The sequence below is a fragment of the Streptomyces sp. NPDC093591 genome, assembly GCF_044764885.1.
Taxonomy (GTDB): Bacteria; Actinomycetota; Actinomycetes; order Streptomycetales; family Streptomycetaceae; genus Streptomyces.
In genome coordinates this window covers 42,755-59,104 of the sequence record NZ_JBIWIY010000014.1, presented here as the reverse complement: position 1 = coordinate 59,104, position 16,350 = coordinate 42,755, and the positions used below count along the sequence as shown (strand labels likewise).

Sequence of the window (16,350 nt, the reverse complement as noted above, 5' to 3'; positions counted from 1 at the left end):
TCCCCACCATTTCACGGCGCTCCGGGGACCCCGCCGACCAGATGCCCCGTACAGCTTCGGTGGCAGTGTGCGATCACCTCTTCTTAGAGTGGGGCAATGCGCACTGGTGAGGCCCTGCCCGCCGTGGGGGAGGTTCTCGCCGCCCTCGCGACCGGACTGTGGCACTGGAACACCGCCACTGGACTGGTCACGGTCGACGCGGAGGCGGCACGGCTGCTCGGGCTGCCCGCCGAGCAAGCCACGCTCAGCCAGGCCCAGGTGCGCTCCCGACTGCATCCGGTGGACTGGAACGAGATCAGCGGCGTGATCCAGCTCGCCGTCGCCGAGGGCACGCTCGGCGAGGTGCGGGTCCGGATCATGGACGAACGGGGCCGGGTCGTCCGGGTCGGCCGCAGCCGCTTCCACGCCTCCTACGATCGCGAGAAACGGTCGTACGAGGTGACGGGCTCCCTCCAGGAGGTCACCGAACCGACGCCGGGCACCCCCGCCGGGCGTACCGCGGTCACCGGCGACTGGCGGCGCTCGCGGGAGGCGTTTCTGCTGGACGCGGGCCGGGCGCTGGCCGAGGCGCGCTCGACGGCGGAGGTGCTGCGGGTCGCGGCCGGTCTGTCGATGCCGGGCTTCTCACCGGACGGCCTCGCGGTGTTCGGGGTCACGGGCGACCGCCTGACGATCATCGGCCACCACGGCCACCAGCCCGGTGACGAGGGCCCCTTCACACACATGGCCCTGGACACGGACTACCCGGCCGCGGAGGTGGTCCGCACCGGCCGTGCCGTCTACCTCTCCTCGCCCGAGAAGTACAAGGAGCGCTACCCGGTCACCTGGCCGCTCGCCGCGCACTTCAACCGCCAGTCCTGGGCGTTCCTGCCACTGACCGTGGCCGGCCGCACGATGGGCGCCTGGATGGCGGCCTTCACCTATCCGGTCGCCTTCACACCGGACGAGCGGTCGGTGCTGACGACGGTGGCCCGCATGCTCGCCCAGGCCCTCTCCCGCGCCGAGGCCGCCGAGTCGGCACGAGAACTGACGGACGGTCTCCAGCGCTCGATGCTGCCCAAGCTGGGCCCCGAGATACCGGGCATGAGCGTCGCCGCCCGCTATGTGCCGACCGGCGGCGGACTCCAGGTCGGCGGTGACTGGTACGACATGATCCCGCTCCCGAGCGGCCGCTTCGCCCTGGTCATCGGCGACGTCCAGGGCCATGACGTCCGCGCGGCGGGCCTGATGGGCCAGCTCCGCATCGCGCTGCGCGCCTACGCCTCCGAGGGCCACCGCCCCGACGCCGTCCTCTCCCGCGCCTCCCGCTTCCTGCACGGCATGACGTTCGGCGCCCTCGACGAGGACCCGTCCGACCTGCGCTTCGCGACCTGCCTGTATGTCGAGGTCGATCCCACGACCGGGCTGCTGGACATCGCCCGCGCCGGCCACCCGGACCCGGCGATCCGCATGAGCGACGGCACGGTGCTCGCCCGCCCGACGGCCGGCGGCCTCCCGCTCGGCATCGACCCGGACGCCGACTACCCGACGACCAGGATCACCCTGGAACCCGGCGAGACCATGCTGATCTGCACGGACGGCCTGATCGAGACAGGCGGCCACGACCTGGAGACCGGCTGGAAGCGCATCCGCGCGATTCTCGAGGAGCACGACGGCGACCTGGAGGCGCTCGCCGACGCCCTCGTCCAGGCCGTGCACGGCCCGTCCTCCCACCACACCACCGGCCCGCTCGCCGACCGGCGCGAGGACGACATAGCGGTGCTGCTGCTGTGCCGGGAGGGGGACGGCTGCGGCTGCGGCGCCCCGGTGGCCGTCCGGCCGACGATCCGCCGCACCATGATGTCGGTGGCCCAGGCGGAGCCGGAGCGGGTGGCGGTGGCCCGGCAGCAGCTGCGGGAGCTGCTCCACGACTGGGCGTCCGAGGACCAGGTGGACTCGGCCGTGCTGCTCCTGTCCGAGATGCTCACGAACGTCCTCGTGCACACCGACGCCGACGCCCTGCTCCTCGCCGAGGTGCGCGGCGAGCCGGGAGGCCGCCGGATACGGGTCGAGGTGACGGACACCAGCGACGACCTGCCGCACAAGCGCCGCCCCGGGGAACTGGCGTCGTCCGGGCGGGGCCTGATGCTGATCGAGCTGCTGGCCCAGACGTGGGGAGTGGACCCCCGGGGCGAGGGCAAGAGCATCTGGTTCGAGCTCTACGAGGCCGTGGGCGCCGATGGTTCGGGGGGCGCGGACGGCTCGGGGGGCTCCGGGCTCGCGTAACGGTCCTGCAGTTCGCGTACGACGCCGAAGGCCGCGGCGGTCAGCGGTACGGCCAGCAGCATGCCGAGGACTCCGGCCACGGACGCCCCCGCGGTGATCGCCACCATGACGACGGCCGGGTGCATCTGCACGGTCCGGCTCTGGATCACGGGCTGCAGCACATGCCCTTCCAGGACCTGCACGGCGAGCACGACCCCCAGCACCCACAGCGCGATGACGAACCCCCGGTCGGCGAGCGCGACCAGCACGGCGACGGCCCCCGAGATGAAGGCGCCGAGATAGGGGATGTAGGCCCCGACGAAGACGAGCGCACCGAGCCCGACCGCGCCCGGGACGTCGAGGACGAGCAGCCCGACGGTGATGCACAGGGCGTCGATGAGGGCGATGAAGGTGGTCCCCCGCATGAACCCCTCCACCGCCTGGAAGGCCCGCCGGGCCATGGCCTCGACGACGTCCCCGCCCCCACGCGGCACGACGGACCGCAAAGTGCCGGCGGCCCGGTCGGAGTCCCGCAGGAAGAAGAAGACGAGCAGCAGCGCGAGCACGGCCATGGCGATGCTCTCCGCGACGACACTCACCCCGCTGATGACCCCGGAGGCGGCCGTCCCCCCGAAGTCGCTGAGCAGCTCCTTGGCGTTGGAGGCGAGGTCGTCCAGCGAGGTCCCGGCGGCCCCGAAGTGCTCGGCGAGATCCTCGGCCGCCTGCTTGAGCGCGGCGATGATCTGGTCGCCGGTGTCGACGATCGCGGCGACGACGATGTACACGGCCCCGCCGACGACGGCAACGACGGCGACGCAGGTGAGCCCGGCGGCGACGGACCGGTTCACCTTGGCCTTCACCAGCCGCCGGTGCAGCGGCCCGAGCAGCGCCGTCCCGAGCAGCGCGAGCAGCACGGGCACGACGGCCGTACGGAACTCCACGGCCAGCCGGATCCCGACATAGACGACCCCGGCGGCCAACAGCATGACTACACACCAGGCGGCGAGCCGCCGGGCAGGGTCGGGGAGCAGCGGGGTGGAATCCTGCACGCCTCCAGATGATCACGCGCTCGGCTCGGTGTCCCCCGCGGACGGCCCGCCCGGGTGACCGGGACACGCGTCGAGCGTCGACGGTGGTCACCGGGAGGCCACTTGACGGGAAGACCTAGCCGGCCGCCTCATGGCAGGTGCGCTGGAAACACGGAGAGGTCCCCGTCCACGCGGACGGGGACCTCGTGCGGCTCAGCTCTGCGGCCCGCCCTCGGTCATTCCGTGGACGGCCGGGATGGTCCCCAGCCGCCCCTTCTGGAAGTCCTCGAAGGCCTGCTGCAGCTCTTCCCGCGTGTTCATCACGAACGGGCCGTAGTGCGCCATCGGCTCACGGATCGGCTGTCCGCCCAGGAGGACGACCTCCAGGGCCGGCGTGCGGGAGTCCTGCTTGTCGTCCGCGCGGACGGTCAGGGAGCCGCCGGCGCCGAAGACCGCGGTCTGGCCGAGGTGGATCGGGCGGCGCTCGGCACCCACGGCACCCTGTCCGGCGAGGACGTACGCGAGGCCGTTGAAGTCCTCGCGCCACGGCAGGCTGATCTCCGCGCCCGGGGCGAGGGTCGCGTGGATCATCGTGATCGGGGTGTGGGTGATACCGGGGCCCTGGTGGCCGCCCAGCTCACCCGCGATGACGCGCAGCAGCGCACCGCCGTCCGGGGACGTCAGCAGCTGGACGTTGCCGCCGCGGATGTCCTGGTAGCGCGGCGCCATCATCTTGTCCCTGGCCGGGAGGTTCACCCACAGCTGCAGGCCGTGGAAGAGACCGCCGGACATGACGAGCGCCTCCGGCGGGGCCTCGATGTGCAGGAGGCCCGAGCCCGCGGTCATCCACTGGGTGTCGCCATTGGTGATGGTGCCGCCACCGCCGTTGGAGTCCTGGTGGTCGAAGATCCCGTCGATGATGTACGTGACGGTCTCGAAGCCGCGGTGCGGGTGCCAGGGGGTGCCCTTGGGCTCGCCCGGCGCGTACTCCACCTCGCCCATCTGGTCCATCATGATGAACGGGTCCAGGTGGCGGTAGTTGATCCCGGCGAACGCACGGCGCACCGGGAAGCCCTCACCCTCGAAACCGCTCGGCGCGGTCGTGACGGCGAGCACGGGACGGGCCACTGCCTCCGCGGGCGCGGCGACGCGCGGCAGCGTCAGCGGGTTCTCGACGGTCACTGCAGGCATGTCGGTACCTCCTTGTGCGGCCAGTTTAGTTGAGCATTGAACTTTATGCCACCCTGAACGACGAAAGCCCGGAGGGAATTCCCTCCGGGCTGCGCCGCGCGGCAGAACCCGCGTCAGTTGCTGAAGTACAGGTACTTCCAGGCCCCGTACGTCGTCGAGTTCACGGTGTCGCCGGACGAGCCGTTGACGTACACCGAGCGCACCCGCGCCCGGATGCCCGACTCACCGGGTGCCTCCAGGCTGACGGCCGACTTCCCGTCCGTACCGAGCGGGAAGTACTGCGAGTCACCGGAGTACCACGTGCCCTGGTAGTAGACCTGCAGGTCGAAGCGCTGCTGACGGCCCGGGTAGTAGGTCATCGTCGTGGTGAGCAGCGGGTCGGTGTTCTTGTGGAACCACTTGTACGACGTCGAGCCGATGTTCGCCGTCTTGTAGTGCCTGGAGACGGCCGTGGAGACCTTGACCCGCGCGTACGCCGTGGACTTCACCGACTTCGGCTTGTAGCGGGCGTCGCCCTTGAAGACCGCGGTGACGGCGGTGTCCCGGGTCATGTCCACCCAGGCGGAGATGTTGCCGTCGGAGTTGACCGTCCCGGACTTGATCAGCTTCTTCGGCTTGTCACCGCCGAACGGGTCGGCCCAGATCTCGACCGAGCGGTTCTTGTACGTCGTACCGAGGTGCGCGGTGAACTTGACGTCGGTGCCGTAGTTGTACAGCTTGCCGTTGTTGTTCAGGCTCAGCGAGGTGGAGGCGCGGGAGACCTCGACGGTGTCGGAGGCGCTCGCGGCCGTGTGCGCGGCGTCGCCCGCGTACTTCACCGTGTACTTCACCTTGCCGCCGGCCGGCGGGGTGTTCGTGAAGGAGTACGTGCCGTCGGACTTCACCGTGACGGACGGCAGCACCTTGCCGTTCGGGCTCTCCAGGTCGGTGCGGGTGACGGCGAGCGTCGTACCCGCGGCGAACGGCACGTTCGCCGTGAGCTTGCCGGTGACGGTGAGCGGCTGGGCGCGGGTCGCGGACGCGGGCGCGTTGACCGTGAGGGTCGGCACGCTGAGCGCCGGGCCCGTGAACGCCTTCAGGGTGTACGTGTTGTCGGAGTTGCCGGCCAGGGCGAACACCCGGGAGGAGTCCGGGGCCCAGGCCACCGCGCCCATGCTGGAGGTCCCGGCGTCGAAGCGGCGCACCGGCTTGTCGGAGCCCGCCTTGTAGACGTTGACGTGGCGGTCGTAGGCCTGGGCGATCAGGCCGTCCGGGGAGACGTCGGCGAACCAGCCGGTCTCGGTGAGGCCCGCGACCTCCGTGAAGGCGCCGTCGGCGTAGTTCAGCTTCCGGTAGCCGTTCCACAGCACCTGGGAGGCGCCTGGCATGAGGTCGATGTCCATGGTCCAGCGGTCGCTGTCCGTCTTGGCGACCACCTGCGGGGCGGCTCCGGAGACATCGAGGAGGTTGATCGCGCCCGAGCGGTCCCCGCTGTCGTGGAAGGCGAGCAGACCGGGTGAGGACGGGTCCGCGTCGAGGACGCCGGCGTTGTAGTACGGGGCGACGCCCTCCGGGAGCTGTCCGAGGCTCACCGCGGCGGCCGCGTCGGCGGCGGCGGGGTCGATGACGCCCAGGTTGCCGTGGAAGAAGCCGTCGTCTCCCGTGACCCGGTAGGAGAACCACAGGCGCCCGCCCGCGAAGGCCGCCTCACGCGGGTCGACACCGGCGCCGAGGTCGTAGCGGGTCCTGACCTCCAGGGTGGCCGCGTCGAGAGCCACGACCTCGTGGGTCGTCGGCAGCACCGCGTACAAGGTGAGACCGTCGTCCGAGAGCGCGAGGTCGCTGGGGCGGCCGAAGCCGACGTTCAGGTCGACCAGGGTGCCGCTGTAGTCGGTGGCCAGGATCCGTCCGTTGTCCTGGTCCGCCACGAAGACGCGCTGGAGCGCCCCGTCCGCGACCAGGCCCACGGGCTGGGTGACAACGGCCGACGCGGCCGACGCCGGGCCGGCCGACACGACGGTCAGTGCCGCCGAGCTGAAGAGGACCGCGAGCGACGTCGCGACCGCAGTGCTGCGCATGCGCACAGTGATGAACCCCCACGGAAGTGCCCGGCAGCGCCGGGAGACGAGAGCGCCGCGCGACGCCCGGATGTGAACCGCGGGAGAGCGGTGACATGCGGGGCGCGGCTGCCAGGGGGCACTCTATGGCATAGCTGTGCGAATCGAGGAGGGGTTTCCGGGCCCCGGACGACGGTCGACGCTCAGCCGTACATCCGCCGCATGGCGAACTCGACCATCTGCTCCACGGCCTTCGCGTCGAAGACCATGCGGTGCTCGCCCTCCATGTCCAGGACGAAGCCGTAGCCGGTCGGCAGCAGGTCGATCACCTCGGCGCCGGTGATGACGAAGTACTTGGACTCCTTGCCCGCGTACCGCCGCAGCTCCTTGAGCGAGGTGAACATCGGGATCACCGGCTGCTGGGTGTTGTGCAGGGCGAGGAAGCCGGGGTTGTCGCCGCGCGGGCAGTAGACCTTCGACGTGGCGAAGACCTGCTGGAAGTCCTCGGCCGACATCTGCCCGGTGGTGAAGGCCCGCACCGCGTCCGCGAGCGAGGGCGGGGACGGCTCGGGGTAGAGCGGGGGCTGCTGGCCGTACCCGCCGACGCCGCCGGCCATGGGCTGCTGCGGCGGGGCGTACCCCTGCTGTGCGCCGACGTTCTGGTCGTAGCCGTACATGGGCGCAAGCGTACCGAGAGCGGCCGGGGCGGCGGGCCGGTACGGGTGGCTTGGAAAACCGACAGCGACTTGACAGCGTGTGACCCTGGGTTCGCGCCGTTGCCGCTCCTAGCGTCTTTCCATGCGCCGAGACCACGCCGAAGAAGTTGCCGGAGAAGTCCACGAGCACGACCTCGGGCTCGCCCACGACCTTCCGGTCCTCGCCCGCCGCCGGATGATCCGGCTGGTGGCGGGGATGGGACTGGTCCCCCTGGTGGGGTGCACCTCGCAGGACGGGACCTCGGCCGCCCCCTCCGCCGAGGGCTCCGCCGGCCCCTCCTCGTCCGCCGAGTGCGCCGCCATCCCGGACGAGACCGCGGGGCCCTTCCCCGGCGACGGCTCGAACGGGGTGAACGTCCTCAAGGAGAGCGGCGTCGTCCGCAGCGACGTCACCAAGAGCTTCGGCGACTCCGCGGGCGGCACCGCCGAGGGCGTGCCCCTGACCGTCACGCTCACGGTCGTGGACGCGGCCTCCGGCTGCGGGACGCCGAAGAAGGGCGCCGCCGTCTACCTCTGGCACTGCGACCGGGAAGGCAACTACTCCCTGTACTCGGACGGCGTCACGGACGAGAACTACCTGCGCGGCGTCCAGGAGACCGACGACAAGGGCGAGGTGACCTTCAAGAGCGTCTTCCCGGGCTGCTACCAGGGCCGCTGGCCGCATATCCACTTCGAGGTGTACGGCAGCCTGGCCGACGCCACGGCCGCCACCTCCATCACGAACACCTCACAGCTCGCCTTCCCCAAGGACGTCTGCGACACCGTGTACGCCTCGGACGGCTACGCCGCCAGCGTGCGCAACCTGAGTGGCCTCTCCCTGGAGACCGACGGCATCTTCAGCGACGGCTACGACCAGCAGATGGCGACCCTGAAGGGCAGCGTGGCGGAGGGATACACGGCGACGCTGACGGTTCCGGTGTGACCCGTCACAGATGTGGGGATCGGGGTTGCGTCTTATTACTGACGGGTAGCATCATCGTAGCTACTTGTTGGTACGTGAACTAGCGCGAGGATGCACACCCAGTGCCTCGCCGATCTCTCTAACGGAGCCGTCGCCATGGGGCACTACAAGTCGAATCTCCGCGACATCGAGTTCAACCTCTTCGAAGTACTCGGGCGCGACAAGCTTTACGGCACCGGCCCGTTCGAGGAGATGGACACCGAGACCGCGAAGAGCATCCTCGAGGAACTCACCCGCCTCGCCGAGAACGAGCTGGCCGAGTCCTTCGCGGACGCCGACCGCAACCCGCCGGTCTTCGACCCCGAGACGAACACCGCGCCGGTCCCGGCGTCCTTCAAGAAGAGCTACAAAGCCTTCATGGACTCCGAGTACTGGCGGCTGGGCCTGTCCGAGGAGATCGGCGGCACCACCGCTCCCCCGTCCCTGATCTGGGCGTACGCGGAGCTGATCCTCGGCGCGAACCCGGCCGTGTGGATGTACTCCTCCGGCCCGGCGTTCGCCAACATCCTCTTCGAGGAGGGCAACGAGGTCCAGAAGAAGATCGCGAAGATCGCGGTCGAGAAGACCTGGGGCTCCACCATGGTCCTCACCGAGCCGGACGCCGGCTCGGACGTGGGCGCCGGCCGCACCAAGGCGGTCCAGCAGGAGGACGGCTCCTGGCACATCGAGGGCGTGAAGCGCTTCATCACCTCCGGTGAGCACGACATGGAGGAGAACATCCTCCACTACGTGCTCGCGCGCCCCGAGGGTGCCGGTCCGGGCACCAAGGGCCTGTCCCTCTTCCTCGTCCCGAAGTACCTCTTCGACTTCGAGACCGGCGAGCTGGGCGAGCGCAACGGCGTCTACGCCACGAACGTCGAGCACAAGATGGGCCTGAAGGCCTCCAACACCTGCGAGATGACCTTCGGCGACCAGCACCCCGCCAAGGGCTGGCTGATCGGCGACAAGCACGACGGCATCCGCCAGATGTTCCGCATCATCGAGTTCGCCCGCATGATGGTCGGCACGAAGGCGATCTCCACGCTGTCGACCGGCTACCTGAACGCGCTGGAGTACGCCAAGGAGCGCGTCCAGGGCCCGGACCTCGCGAACTTCATGGACAAGACCGCGCCCAAGGTCACCATCACCCACCACCCCGACGTGCGCCGCTCGCTGATGACGCAGAAGGCGTACGCGGAGGGCATGCGGGCCCTGGTGCTGTACACGGCCTCGATCCAGGACGCGATCGCGGTCAAGGAGACGGCCGGCGAGGACGCCAAGACCGAGCACGCGCTCAACGACCTGCTCCTGCCGATCGTCAAGGGCTACGGCTCCGAGAAGGGCTACGAGCAGCTCGCGCAGTCGCTGCAGACCTTCGGCGGCTCCGGGTTCCTCCAGGAGTACCCGATCGAGCAGTACATCCGCGACGCCAAGATCGACACCCTGTACGAGGGCACCACCGCGATCCAGGGACAGGACTTCTTCTTCCGGAAGATCGTCCGCAACCAGGGCGCCGCGCTGAACTCGCTCGCCGAGGACATCAAGAAGTTCCTGGCGCTCGGCGAGGGCGGCGAGGAGCTGGCCGGCGCCCGCGAGCACCTCGCGAAGGCGGCCGTGGAGCTGGAGGCCATCGTCGGCCTGATGCTGACCGACCTCGCGGCCACCGAGCAGGACGTCAAGAACATCTACAAGGTGGGCCTGAACACCACCCGCCTGCTGATGGCCTCCGGTGACGTCGTCGTCGGCTACCTGCTCCTCAAGGGCGCCGCGATCGCCGCCGAGAAGCTCCAGACGGCGTCCAACAAGGACAAGGCCTTCTACACGGGCAAGATCGCGGCGGCGAAGTTCTTCGCGGCCAACGTCCTGCCGGGCGTCACCGGTGCGCGCAAGCTCGCCGAGGGCATCGACCTGGACCTGATGGAGCTGGACGAGGCGGCGTTCTAGTCAGCGCGTCGTAGTCAACTCGGTTCCAAGCGGCCGAAACCCCCATCGCCCCGACGAGGGCCCGCTCCCGATCGACCGGGAGCGGGCCCTCGTACGTCGTTAAGGTGAACCCCATGAGCGAACCCCCCCGCTTCGACCGCGGCCACACCGACGACCTCATGTCCTTCCTCGCGGCGAGCCCGTCGCCGTACCACGCTGTGGCGAACACCGCCGAGCGGCTGGAAAAGGCCGGCTTCAGGCAGGTCGCGGAGACGGACGCCTGGGACGGAACGAGCGGCGGCAAGTACGTGCTGCGCGGTGGCGCGATCGTGGCCTGGTACGTCCCCGAGGGCGCGGCGCCCCACACGCCGTTCCGGATCGTCGGCGCGCACACGGACTCCCCCAACCTGCGGGTGAAGCCGCTGCCGGACACCGGGGCGCACGGATGGCGGCAGGTGGCCGTGGAGATCTACGGCGGACCGCTGCTCAACTCCTGGCTCGACCGCGACCTGGGCCTGGCGGGCCGGCTGACCCTGCGGGACGGTACGACGCGGCTGGTGAACGTGGACCGTCCGCTGCTGCGCGTTCCCCAACTCGCCATCCACCTGGACCGTTCCGTATCGGCGGAGGGGCTCAAGCTCGACAAGCAGCGGCATCTGCAGCCCATCTGGGGGCTGGGCAACGATGTGCGCGACGGCGATCTGATCGCCTTCCTGGAGGAGACGGCCGGGCTGGCGGCGGGCGAGGTCACCGGCTGGGACCTGATGGTGCACTCCGTGGAGCCGCCGGCGCACCTGGGCCGGGACAAGGAGCTGGTCGCGGGCCCGCGCATGGACAACCTGCTGTCCGTGCACGCGGGCGCGGCGGCGCTGACCGCGGTGGCCGGCTCGGGCGCCGCACTGCCGTACATCCCGGTGCTGGCCGCCTTCGACCACGAGGAGAACGGCTCGCAGAGCGACACCGGTGCCGACGGACCGCTGCTGGGCGGCGTCCTGGAGCGTTCGGTGTTCGCGCGCGGCGGATCGTACGAGGACAAGGCGCGTGCCTTCGCGGGCACCGTCTGTCTCTCCTCCGACACGGGCCACGCGGTCCACCCCAACTACGCCGAGCGCCACGACCCGACGCACCACCCGCGCGTGAACGGCGGGCCGATCCTGAAGGTCAACGTCAACAACCGCTACGCGACCGACGGTTCGGGCCGGGCGGTCTGGGCGGCGGCCTGCGAGAAGGCGAACGTCCCCTTCCAGTCCTTCGTCTCCAACAACTCCATGCCCTGCGGCACGACGATCGGTCCGATCACCGCGGCCCGGCACGGCATCAAGACGGTCGACATCGGCGTGGCGATCCTGTCGATGCACAGCGCGCGGGAGTTGTGCGGTGCGGACGACCCGCATCTGCTGGCGAACTCGTTGGTGGCGTTCTTGGAGGGGTAGCCCCGCGGGGCCGGGGTACCCGCCTCTGACCGGAACCACCGGACAGGGAGGCGACAACTCATGGGCCTCGGCGGGTGCATCATCCTCATCGCCGTGGGAGCCATCCTCACGTTCGCGACCGACTGGGACATGCAGGGTGTCAATCTCGACCTCGTCGGCATCATCCTGATGATCGTCGGGCTGATCGGCGTGACGACGTTCAGCAGCATCGCCAGGCGTCGACGCGTGGTGGTCCCGCCGTCGACGCCGGTCGTCGACGAGACCGGCCACCGCCACAGGCGGGACGGCTACAGCGACGGTTACGGCGTCTGAGCGTCCATCCCCGCGAGCACCAACGGCAGTCGGGGCGTGCCGGTCCGCGTGAGGCGGACCGGCACGCCCCAGTCCTGCTGGTGGACATGGCAGGCGGGGTATTTGTTGGCCGGGTCGTCGTCGCAGGACGCCGCCATCGCCGAGACGTGCAGGACACCCTCGGAGACGGCCGGGTTGAGCTCCAGCGTGCGGGCGAGGTCCGTGTCCGCGCCCGCACCGGCGAGCAGCAGCTCGGGCGGGGTGGAGGAGACCAGGAGGCGGGTCGAGGGACCGTACCGGGTGTCGAGCTTCTGGCCCGCCGGGACCTGGAAGATCACCTCCAACCGGAGCTCGCCGGGCGCGACTTCGGTGGCGGCGCGCTGCGTGCGGTGGGCGACCGCCTCGACGCGTACGGCCTCCTCCGGCAGGCGCAGCCGGGTCAGCCGGTGCCGGGCCGACTCCACGACCACGATGTCGTCCCCGACGAGCACCGCGTCCGACGGCTCCCGCAGATCCGTGGCCAGGGTGGTGACCTCGCCGCTCACCGGGTCGTAGCGGCGCAGGGCGTGGTTGTAGGTGTCGCTGACCGCCACCGAGCCGTCGGGGAGTGCCGTGACGCCCAACGGGTGTTGCAGTAGGGCCTGTTCGGCGGCGCCGTCGCGGTGACCGAAGTCGAAGAGGCCGGTGCCCACCGCGGTGTGGACGGTGCCGTCGCGGTCCACCCAGCGCAACGCCGAGGTCTCCGAATCCGCCAGCCACAACCGCTCGGGCGTCGCCGCGAGGCCCGACGGCTGGGCGAACCAGGCCTCCGTGCCGGGGCCGTCGACGAGGCCCTCGTTGGTGGTGCCGGCGGCGACGGCCACCGTGCCGTCGGCCGGGTCGTACGCCCAGAGTTGGTGGACGCCGGCCATGGCGATCCACACGCGCCCGGCGAACACCGCCACGTCCCACGGCGACGACAGGTCCACCTCGCGCGCGGGACCGGACGTGGGCGAACCCTGCCACCACTGTCTGCCGGTGCCGGCGAGTGTGGTGACGTCGCCGGTGGTGAGGTCGAGGCGGCGCAGGGCGTGGTTGACGGTGTCGGCGACGACGACCGAGGCGTCGTCGAGGAGGGCGAGGCCCTGCGGTTCGTTGAAGGCCGCCGAGTCCGCCGTACCGTCGGTGAAAGCCCGCATGCCGGAGCCGATCCGCCGCACGACCGTCTCCCCGTCCCCCGCCAGCTCCACCAGCTGATGCCGAGTGGTATCGCTGATCAGGAAGTTCCCGCTCGGCAGGAGCAACGCCTTGCCCGGGAACCGCAGCACCGTCGGCTCCGGCTCCGGCGCCACGTACGGCCCGTCGCCGCGCCGCAGCGTCCCCTTGGCCCCGTGCTCGGCCTCCAGCTCGCCGACGAGCCGCTCGATGGCGTGCACATGGCCCTCGCCGGCGTGCTGCGCGACGACGTAGCCCTCCGGGTCGATCACGACGAGCGTCGGCCAGGCCCGCACCGCGTACTGCTTCCAGGTGGCGAGTTCGGGGTCGTCGAGGACGGGATGCTCGACGCCGTACCGCTCCACGGCGTCGACGACCGCCCGGTGCTCGGCCTCGTGCGCGAACTTCGGCGAGTGCACCCCGATGACCACCACCGTGTCCCGGTGCTTCTCCTCCAGCTCCCTGAGCTCGTCCAGGACATGCAGGCAGTTGATGCAGCAGAACGTCCAGAAGTCCAGGATCACTATGCGTCCCCGCAGGTCGGCGAGGCCGTACGGGCGGCCGCCCGTGTTCAGCCAGCCGCCCTTGCCGATCAGCTCGGGGGCGCGGACACGGACGCGACGGGGGGTCGGGGCCGCGGATGACTCGGTCATGGCTCAAGCGTGCCACCCGGCACTGACAGTCACGTCAGCGCGTGTCCCGTGGTGGCGTCCACGTGGTCCGGTACGTCGTCGTGGCGGTCGCCGACGGTGAGGGTGCCGGTGGGTTCCAGGACCAGGATCGCGGAGGGCGTCGGGGCGTACGGCTTGTGCTCGGTGCCGCGGGGGACGGTGAAGACGGAGCCCTTGGGGAGGACGACCGTGCGTTCCCCGGCGGGTTCCCGCAGGGAGATGTGCAGCTCGCCCTCCAGGACCAGGAAGAACTCGTCGGTGTGGTCGTGAACGTGCCACAGGTGCTCGCCCTCGACCTTCGCGACGCGTACGTCGTAGTCGTTGACGGTGGTGACGATGCGCGGGCTCCACCGGTCGGTGAAGGAGGCGAGGGCGGCGGCGAGGGAGAGAGGTTCGCTGGTCATGTACGTCATGCTCGGCCGTGGCCCGGCGCGGGCACGAGTGCTAGAAATCGCATATGCCGCAAGGATCCTCTCAACCGCATCGCGTGGTTCTCGTGGTCGACGAGAACTCGAATCCGTTCGAGATGAGCTGCGCGATCGAGGTCTTCGGACTGCGCAGGCCGGAACTGGGCCGGGAGCTGTACGACTTCGCGCTGTGCGCCGCTCGACCCCTGACCCGTATGCGGGACGGCTTCTTCACGCTCACCGGTGTCGCGGGGCTGGAGGCCGCCGAGGACGCGGACACGCTGATCGTCCCGAACCGGCCGGACACCGGTACACCCCGCTCACCTCAGGTGCTGGAGGTCGTCCGCCGGGCACACGCGCGTGGCGCCCGGCTGCTCGGCTTCTGCTCCGGGGCGTTCACGCTCGCGGAGGCCGGGCTGCTGGACGGGCGGCGCGCGGCATGCCACTGGATGTGGGCGGAGTCGTTCCGGGAGCGGTTCCCGAAGGTCCGTCTGGAGCCGGACGTGCTGTTCGTCGACGACGGGGACATCCTCACCGCCTCCGGCAGCGCGTCGGCGCTCGACCTGGGCCTGCATGTCGTACGACGCGACCACGGCGCCGAGATCGCCAACGCGGTCTCGCGGAGGCTCGTGTTCGCCGCGCACCGGGACGGCGGGCAGAAGCAGTTCGTGGAGCGGCCGGTGCCGGACGTGCCGGACGAGTCGCTGGGGCCGCTGCTGGCGTGGGCGCAGGAGCGGCTGGGCGAGCCGCTGACGGTGGCGGATCTGGCGGCCCGGGCGGCGCTGTCGCCGGCCACCCTGCACCGCCGGTTCCGGGCGCAGCTGGGGACCACTCCGCTGGCCTGGCTGACGGGGGAGCGGGTGGCGCTCGCGTGCCGGCTGATCGAGCGGGGGGAGGAGCGGCTGGACGTGGTGGCGGCGAGGAGCGGACTCGGCACCGCGGCGAACCTCCGCGCGCGCGTGCGGCGCGAGACGGGGCTCAGCCCGTCGGCCTACAGGCGGCGTTTCGGGCCGGGCGGCGGTGAGGCGGTGATCTGAACAGGCCGGCCGGAGCACACCGCCTCGGCGGTGTCTCAGGAGGACGACTCGGACGGTGACGCGAGCGAGGCGAATTGCGCCCGCCACGCCTGCGTGACCTTCGCGGGGATCTTCGCCGTAAGTCCCCCTTCCTTGGTGAAGGCGAGTCCCCGGTTGTACGCGCCGCCGCCGCAGCCGTCGGACTGGTGGGTGAGCTCGACGTCGGTGGACGCGTCGATGAGGGGGCTGGTGTCGTTCTCGCGGATCACCCGGAAACGGACCGGCCCGGTGTCCGGGTCCACCTCGTCCGGGAGCGGGAGGTTCACCCTCGTGATCTCCTCCTGCTTCAGCTCGCCCTTCGCACACGCGCCCCGCGCGCACAGCTCGTAGGAGGCGCCCGCGAGACCGGCGTACCCCTCGTGCGGGAACATCACGCCGACCCCGGAGGCGACGCCCACCCCGGCGCAGGCCTTCGGCGCGGAGCACCCGGTGACGGCCGTGACGGCCGCGAGCAGGGCCGCCACCGCGCCGGAGAACTGTGCTCGCCCGCTTGGTCCCACCATCTGCGACTCCCCCTGCGTGGCCGGATATCGGCGTCCGGCCCCTGGGCAGTTTCACAACTTTCCCGGTCGAAGCGGCCGAAGGTGATGGATCTGTGATGATCACGTCGTGCCGGGGAAGCGGTAACGGCATGAGATTCCTCGTACGCGACCGGCTCCTCGGCATCGGCGACGACTACTGGATCGAGGACGACCGGGGCAACAAGGTCTTCCTCGTCGACGGCAAGGCGATGCGGCTGCGGGACACCTTCGAGCTGAAGGACACACAGGGGCGCGTCCTCATCGACATCCACCAGAAGATGCTCTCCCTGCGCGACACGATGGTGATCGAGCGGGACGGCGAGCCACTCGCGAAGATCCGCCGCAAGCGACTGTCCCTGCTGCGCAACCACTACCGGGTGTCCCTGGCGGACGGCAGCACGGAACTCGACGTCAGCGGCAAGATCCTCGACCGGGAGTTCGCCGTCGAGTACGACGGCGAACTGCTGGCCGTCGTCTCCCGGCGCTGGCTGCACGTCCGGGAGACGTACGGCGTGGACGTCGTACGGGACGACGCGGACCCGGCGCTGCTGATCGCGGTGGCGGTGTGCGTGATCCACCTCGCGGAGAAGGAACACGGGGACGACTGAGGGGCGGGCGGCGAGCCGCCGTCACCGCGTGCTCGGCCACGACCGGGACCGGGGCCTCCGCCACGGTTCGG

The 16,350-nt window shown here is 70.6% G+C and carries 14 protein-coding genes; 7 read left to right on the top strand and 7 right to left on the bottom strand.

Features of this window, described 5'->3' with window-relative positions; translation table 11 throughout:
• Nucleotides 1–96 precede the first annotated feature (96 nt).
• Nucleotides 97–2,265, top strand: coding sequence for a SpoIIE family protein phosphatase (locus ACIREI_RS27825; protein ID WP_403338181.1), 2,169 nt, complete (start codon nucleotides 97–99; stop codon nucleotides 2,263–2,265).
• Here ACIREI_RS27825 and ACIREI_RS27820 read toward each other — a convergent pair.
• The 4 genes from ACIREI_RS27820 to ACIREI_RS27805 all read right to left on the bottom strand — a co-directional run bounded on the left by ACIREI_RS27820 (nucleotide 2,199) and on the right by ACIREI_RS27805 (nucleotide 7,176).
• Nucleotides 2,199–3,230, bottom strand: coding sequence for an AI-2E family transporter (locus ACIREI_RS27820; RefSeq protein ID WP_403338739.1), 1,032 nt, complete (start codon nucleotides 3,228–3,230; stop codon nucleotides 2,199–2,201). The two genes, ACIREI_RS27825 and ACIREI_RS27820, sit on opposite strands and share 67 nt — an antisense overlap.
• Nucleotides 3,231–3,485: 255 nt before the next feature.
• Nucleotides 3,486–4,463 (bottom strand): pirin family protein, encoded by a 978-nt coding sequence (locus ACIREI_RS27815; protein WP_403338178.1) that lies wholly within the window; start codon nucleotides 4,461–4,463, stop codon nucleotides 3,486–3,488.
• A 113-nt stretch (nucleotides 4,464–4,576) separates the two neighbouring features.
• Nucleotides 4,577–6,520, bottom strand: a complete 1,944-nt coding sequence (locus ACIREI_RS27810; protein ID WP_403338175.1) for an Ig-like domain repeat protein — start codon at nucleotides 6,518–6,520, stop codon at nucleotides 4,577–4,579.
• Nucleotides 6,521–6,702: 182 nt separating this feature from the next.
• The gene (locus tag ACIREI_RS27805; RefSeq protein ID WP_031483212.1) at nucleotides 6,703–7,176 is read right to left on the bottom strand and encodes an SseB family protein; all 474 of its coding nucleotides are present in this window, start codon (nucleotides 7,174–7,176) and stop codon (nucleotides 6,703–6,705) included.
• Nucleotides 7,177–7,297: 121 nt separating this feature from the next.
• Here ACIREI_RS27805 and ACIREI_RS27800 point away from each other — a divergent pair, with 121 nt between their 5' ends.
• The 4 genes from ACIREI_RS27800 to ACIREI_RS27785 all read left to right on the top strand — a co-directional run bounded on the left by ACIREI_RS27800 (nucleotide 7,298) and on the right by ACIREI_RS27785 (nucleotide 11,823).
• Nucleotides 7,298–8,137 (top strand): intradiol ring-cleavage dioxygenase, encoded by an 840-nt coding sequence (locus tag ACIREI_RS27800; protein WP_403338172.1) that lies wholly within the window; start codon nucleotides 7,298–7,300, stop codon nucleotides 8,135–8,137.
• 135 nt (nucleotides 8,138–8,272) lie between these two features.
• Complete coding sequence (locus tag ACIREI_RS27795) at nucleotides 8,273–10,099, top strand: acyl-CoA dehydrogenase (protein WP_403338170.1); 1,827 nt, start codon at nucleotides 8,273–8,275, stop codon at nucleotides 10,097–10,099.
• 113 nt (nucleotides 10,100–10,212) lie between these two features.
• The gene (locus tag ACIREI_RS27790) at nucleotides 10,213–11,511 is read left to right on the top strand and encodes a M18 family aminopeptidase (protein WP_403338167.1); all 1,299 of its coding nucleotides are present in this window, start codon (nucleotides 10,213–10,215) and stop codon (nucleotides 11,509–11,511) included.
• Nucleotides 11,512–11,571: 60 nt separating this feature from the next.
• Nucleotides 11,572–11,823 carry a DUF6458 family protein gene (locus ACIREI_RS27785; RefSeq protein ID WP_403338165.1) on the top strand — a complete coding sequence of 84 codons (252 nt, stop codon included), beginning with the start codon at nucleotides 11,572–11,574 and terminating at the stop codon, nucleotides 11,821–11,823.
• On the opposite strand, the gene ACIREI_RS27780 is transcribed toward ACIREI_RS27785, so the two are convergent.
• The gene (locus ACIREI_RS27780; RefSeq protein ID WP_403338163.1) at nucleotides 11,811–13,649 is read right to left on the bottom strand and encodes a thioredoxin-like domain-containing protein; all 1,839 of its coding nucleotides are present in this window, start codon (nucleotides 13,647–13,649) and stop codon (nucleotides 11,811–11,813) included. The two genes, ACIREI_RS27785 and ACIREI_RS27780, sit on opposite strands and share 13 nt — an antisense overlap.
• 29 nt (nucleotides 13,650–13,678) lie before the next feature.
• Nucleotides 13,679–14,071, bottom strand: coding sequence for a cupin domain-containing protein (locus ACIREI_RS27775; protein WP_403338160.1), 393 nt, complete (start codon nucleotides 14,069–14,071; stop codon nucleotides 13,679–13,681).
• A 53-nt stretch (nucleotides 14,072–14,124) separates the two neighbouring features.
• Here ACIREI_RS27775 and ACIREI_RS27770 point away from each other — a divergent pair, with 53 nt between their 5' ends.
• Nucleotides 14,125–15,111 carry a GlxA family transcriptional regulator gene (locus tag ACIREI_RS27770; RefSeq protein WP_403338158.1) on the top strand — a complete coding sequence of 329 codons (987 nt, stop codon included), beginning with the start codon at nucleotides 14,125–14,127 and terminating at the stop codon, nucleotides 15,109–15,111.
• 35 nt (nucleotides 15,112–15,146) lie between these two features.
• Here ACIREI_RS27770 and ACIREI_RS27765 read toward each other — a convergent pair whose 3' ends face one another.
• Entirely contained in the window at nucleotides 15,147–15,653 is a 507-nt protein-coding gene (locus tag ACIREI_RS27765) for a hypothetical protein (RefSeq protein WP_403338156.1), read from the bottom strand.
• Nucleotides 15,654–15,781: 128 nt separating this feature from the next.
• Here ACIREI_RS27765 and ACIREI_RS27760 point away from each other — a divergent pair, with 128 nt between their 5' ends.
• Nucleotides 15,782–16,279, top strand: coding sequence for an LURP-one-related/scramblase family protein (locus ACIREI_RS27760; protein ID WP_403338153.1), 498 nt, complete (start codon nucleotides 15,782–15,784; stop codon nucleotides 16,277–16,279).
• Nucleotides 16,280–16,350: the final 71 nt, after the last annotated feature.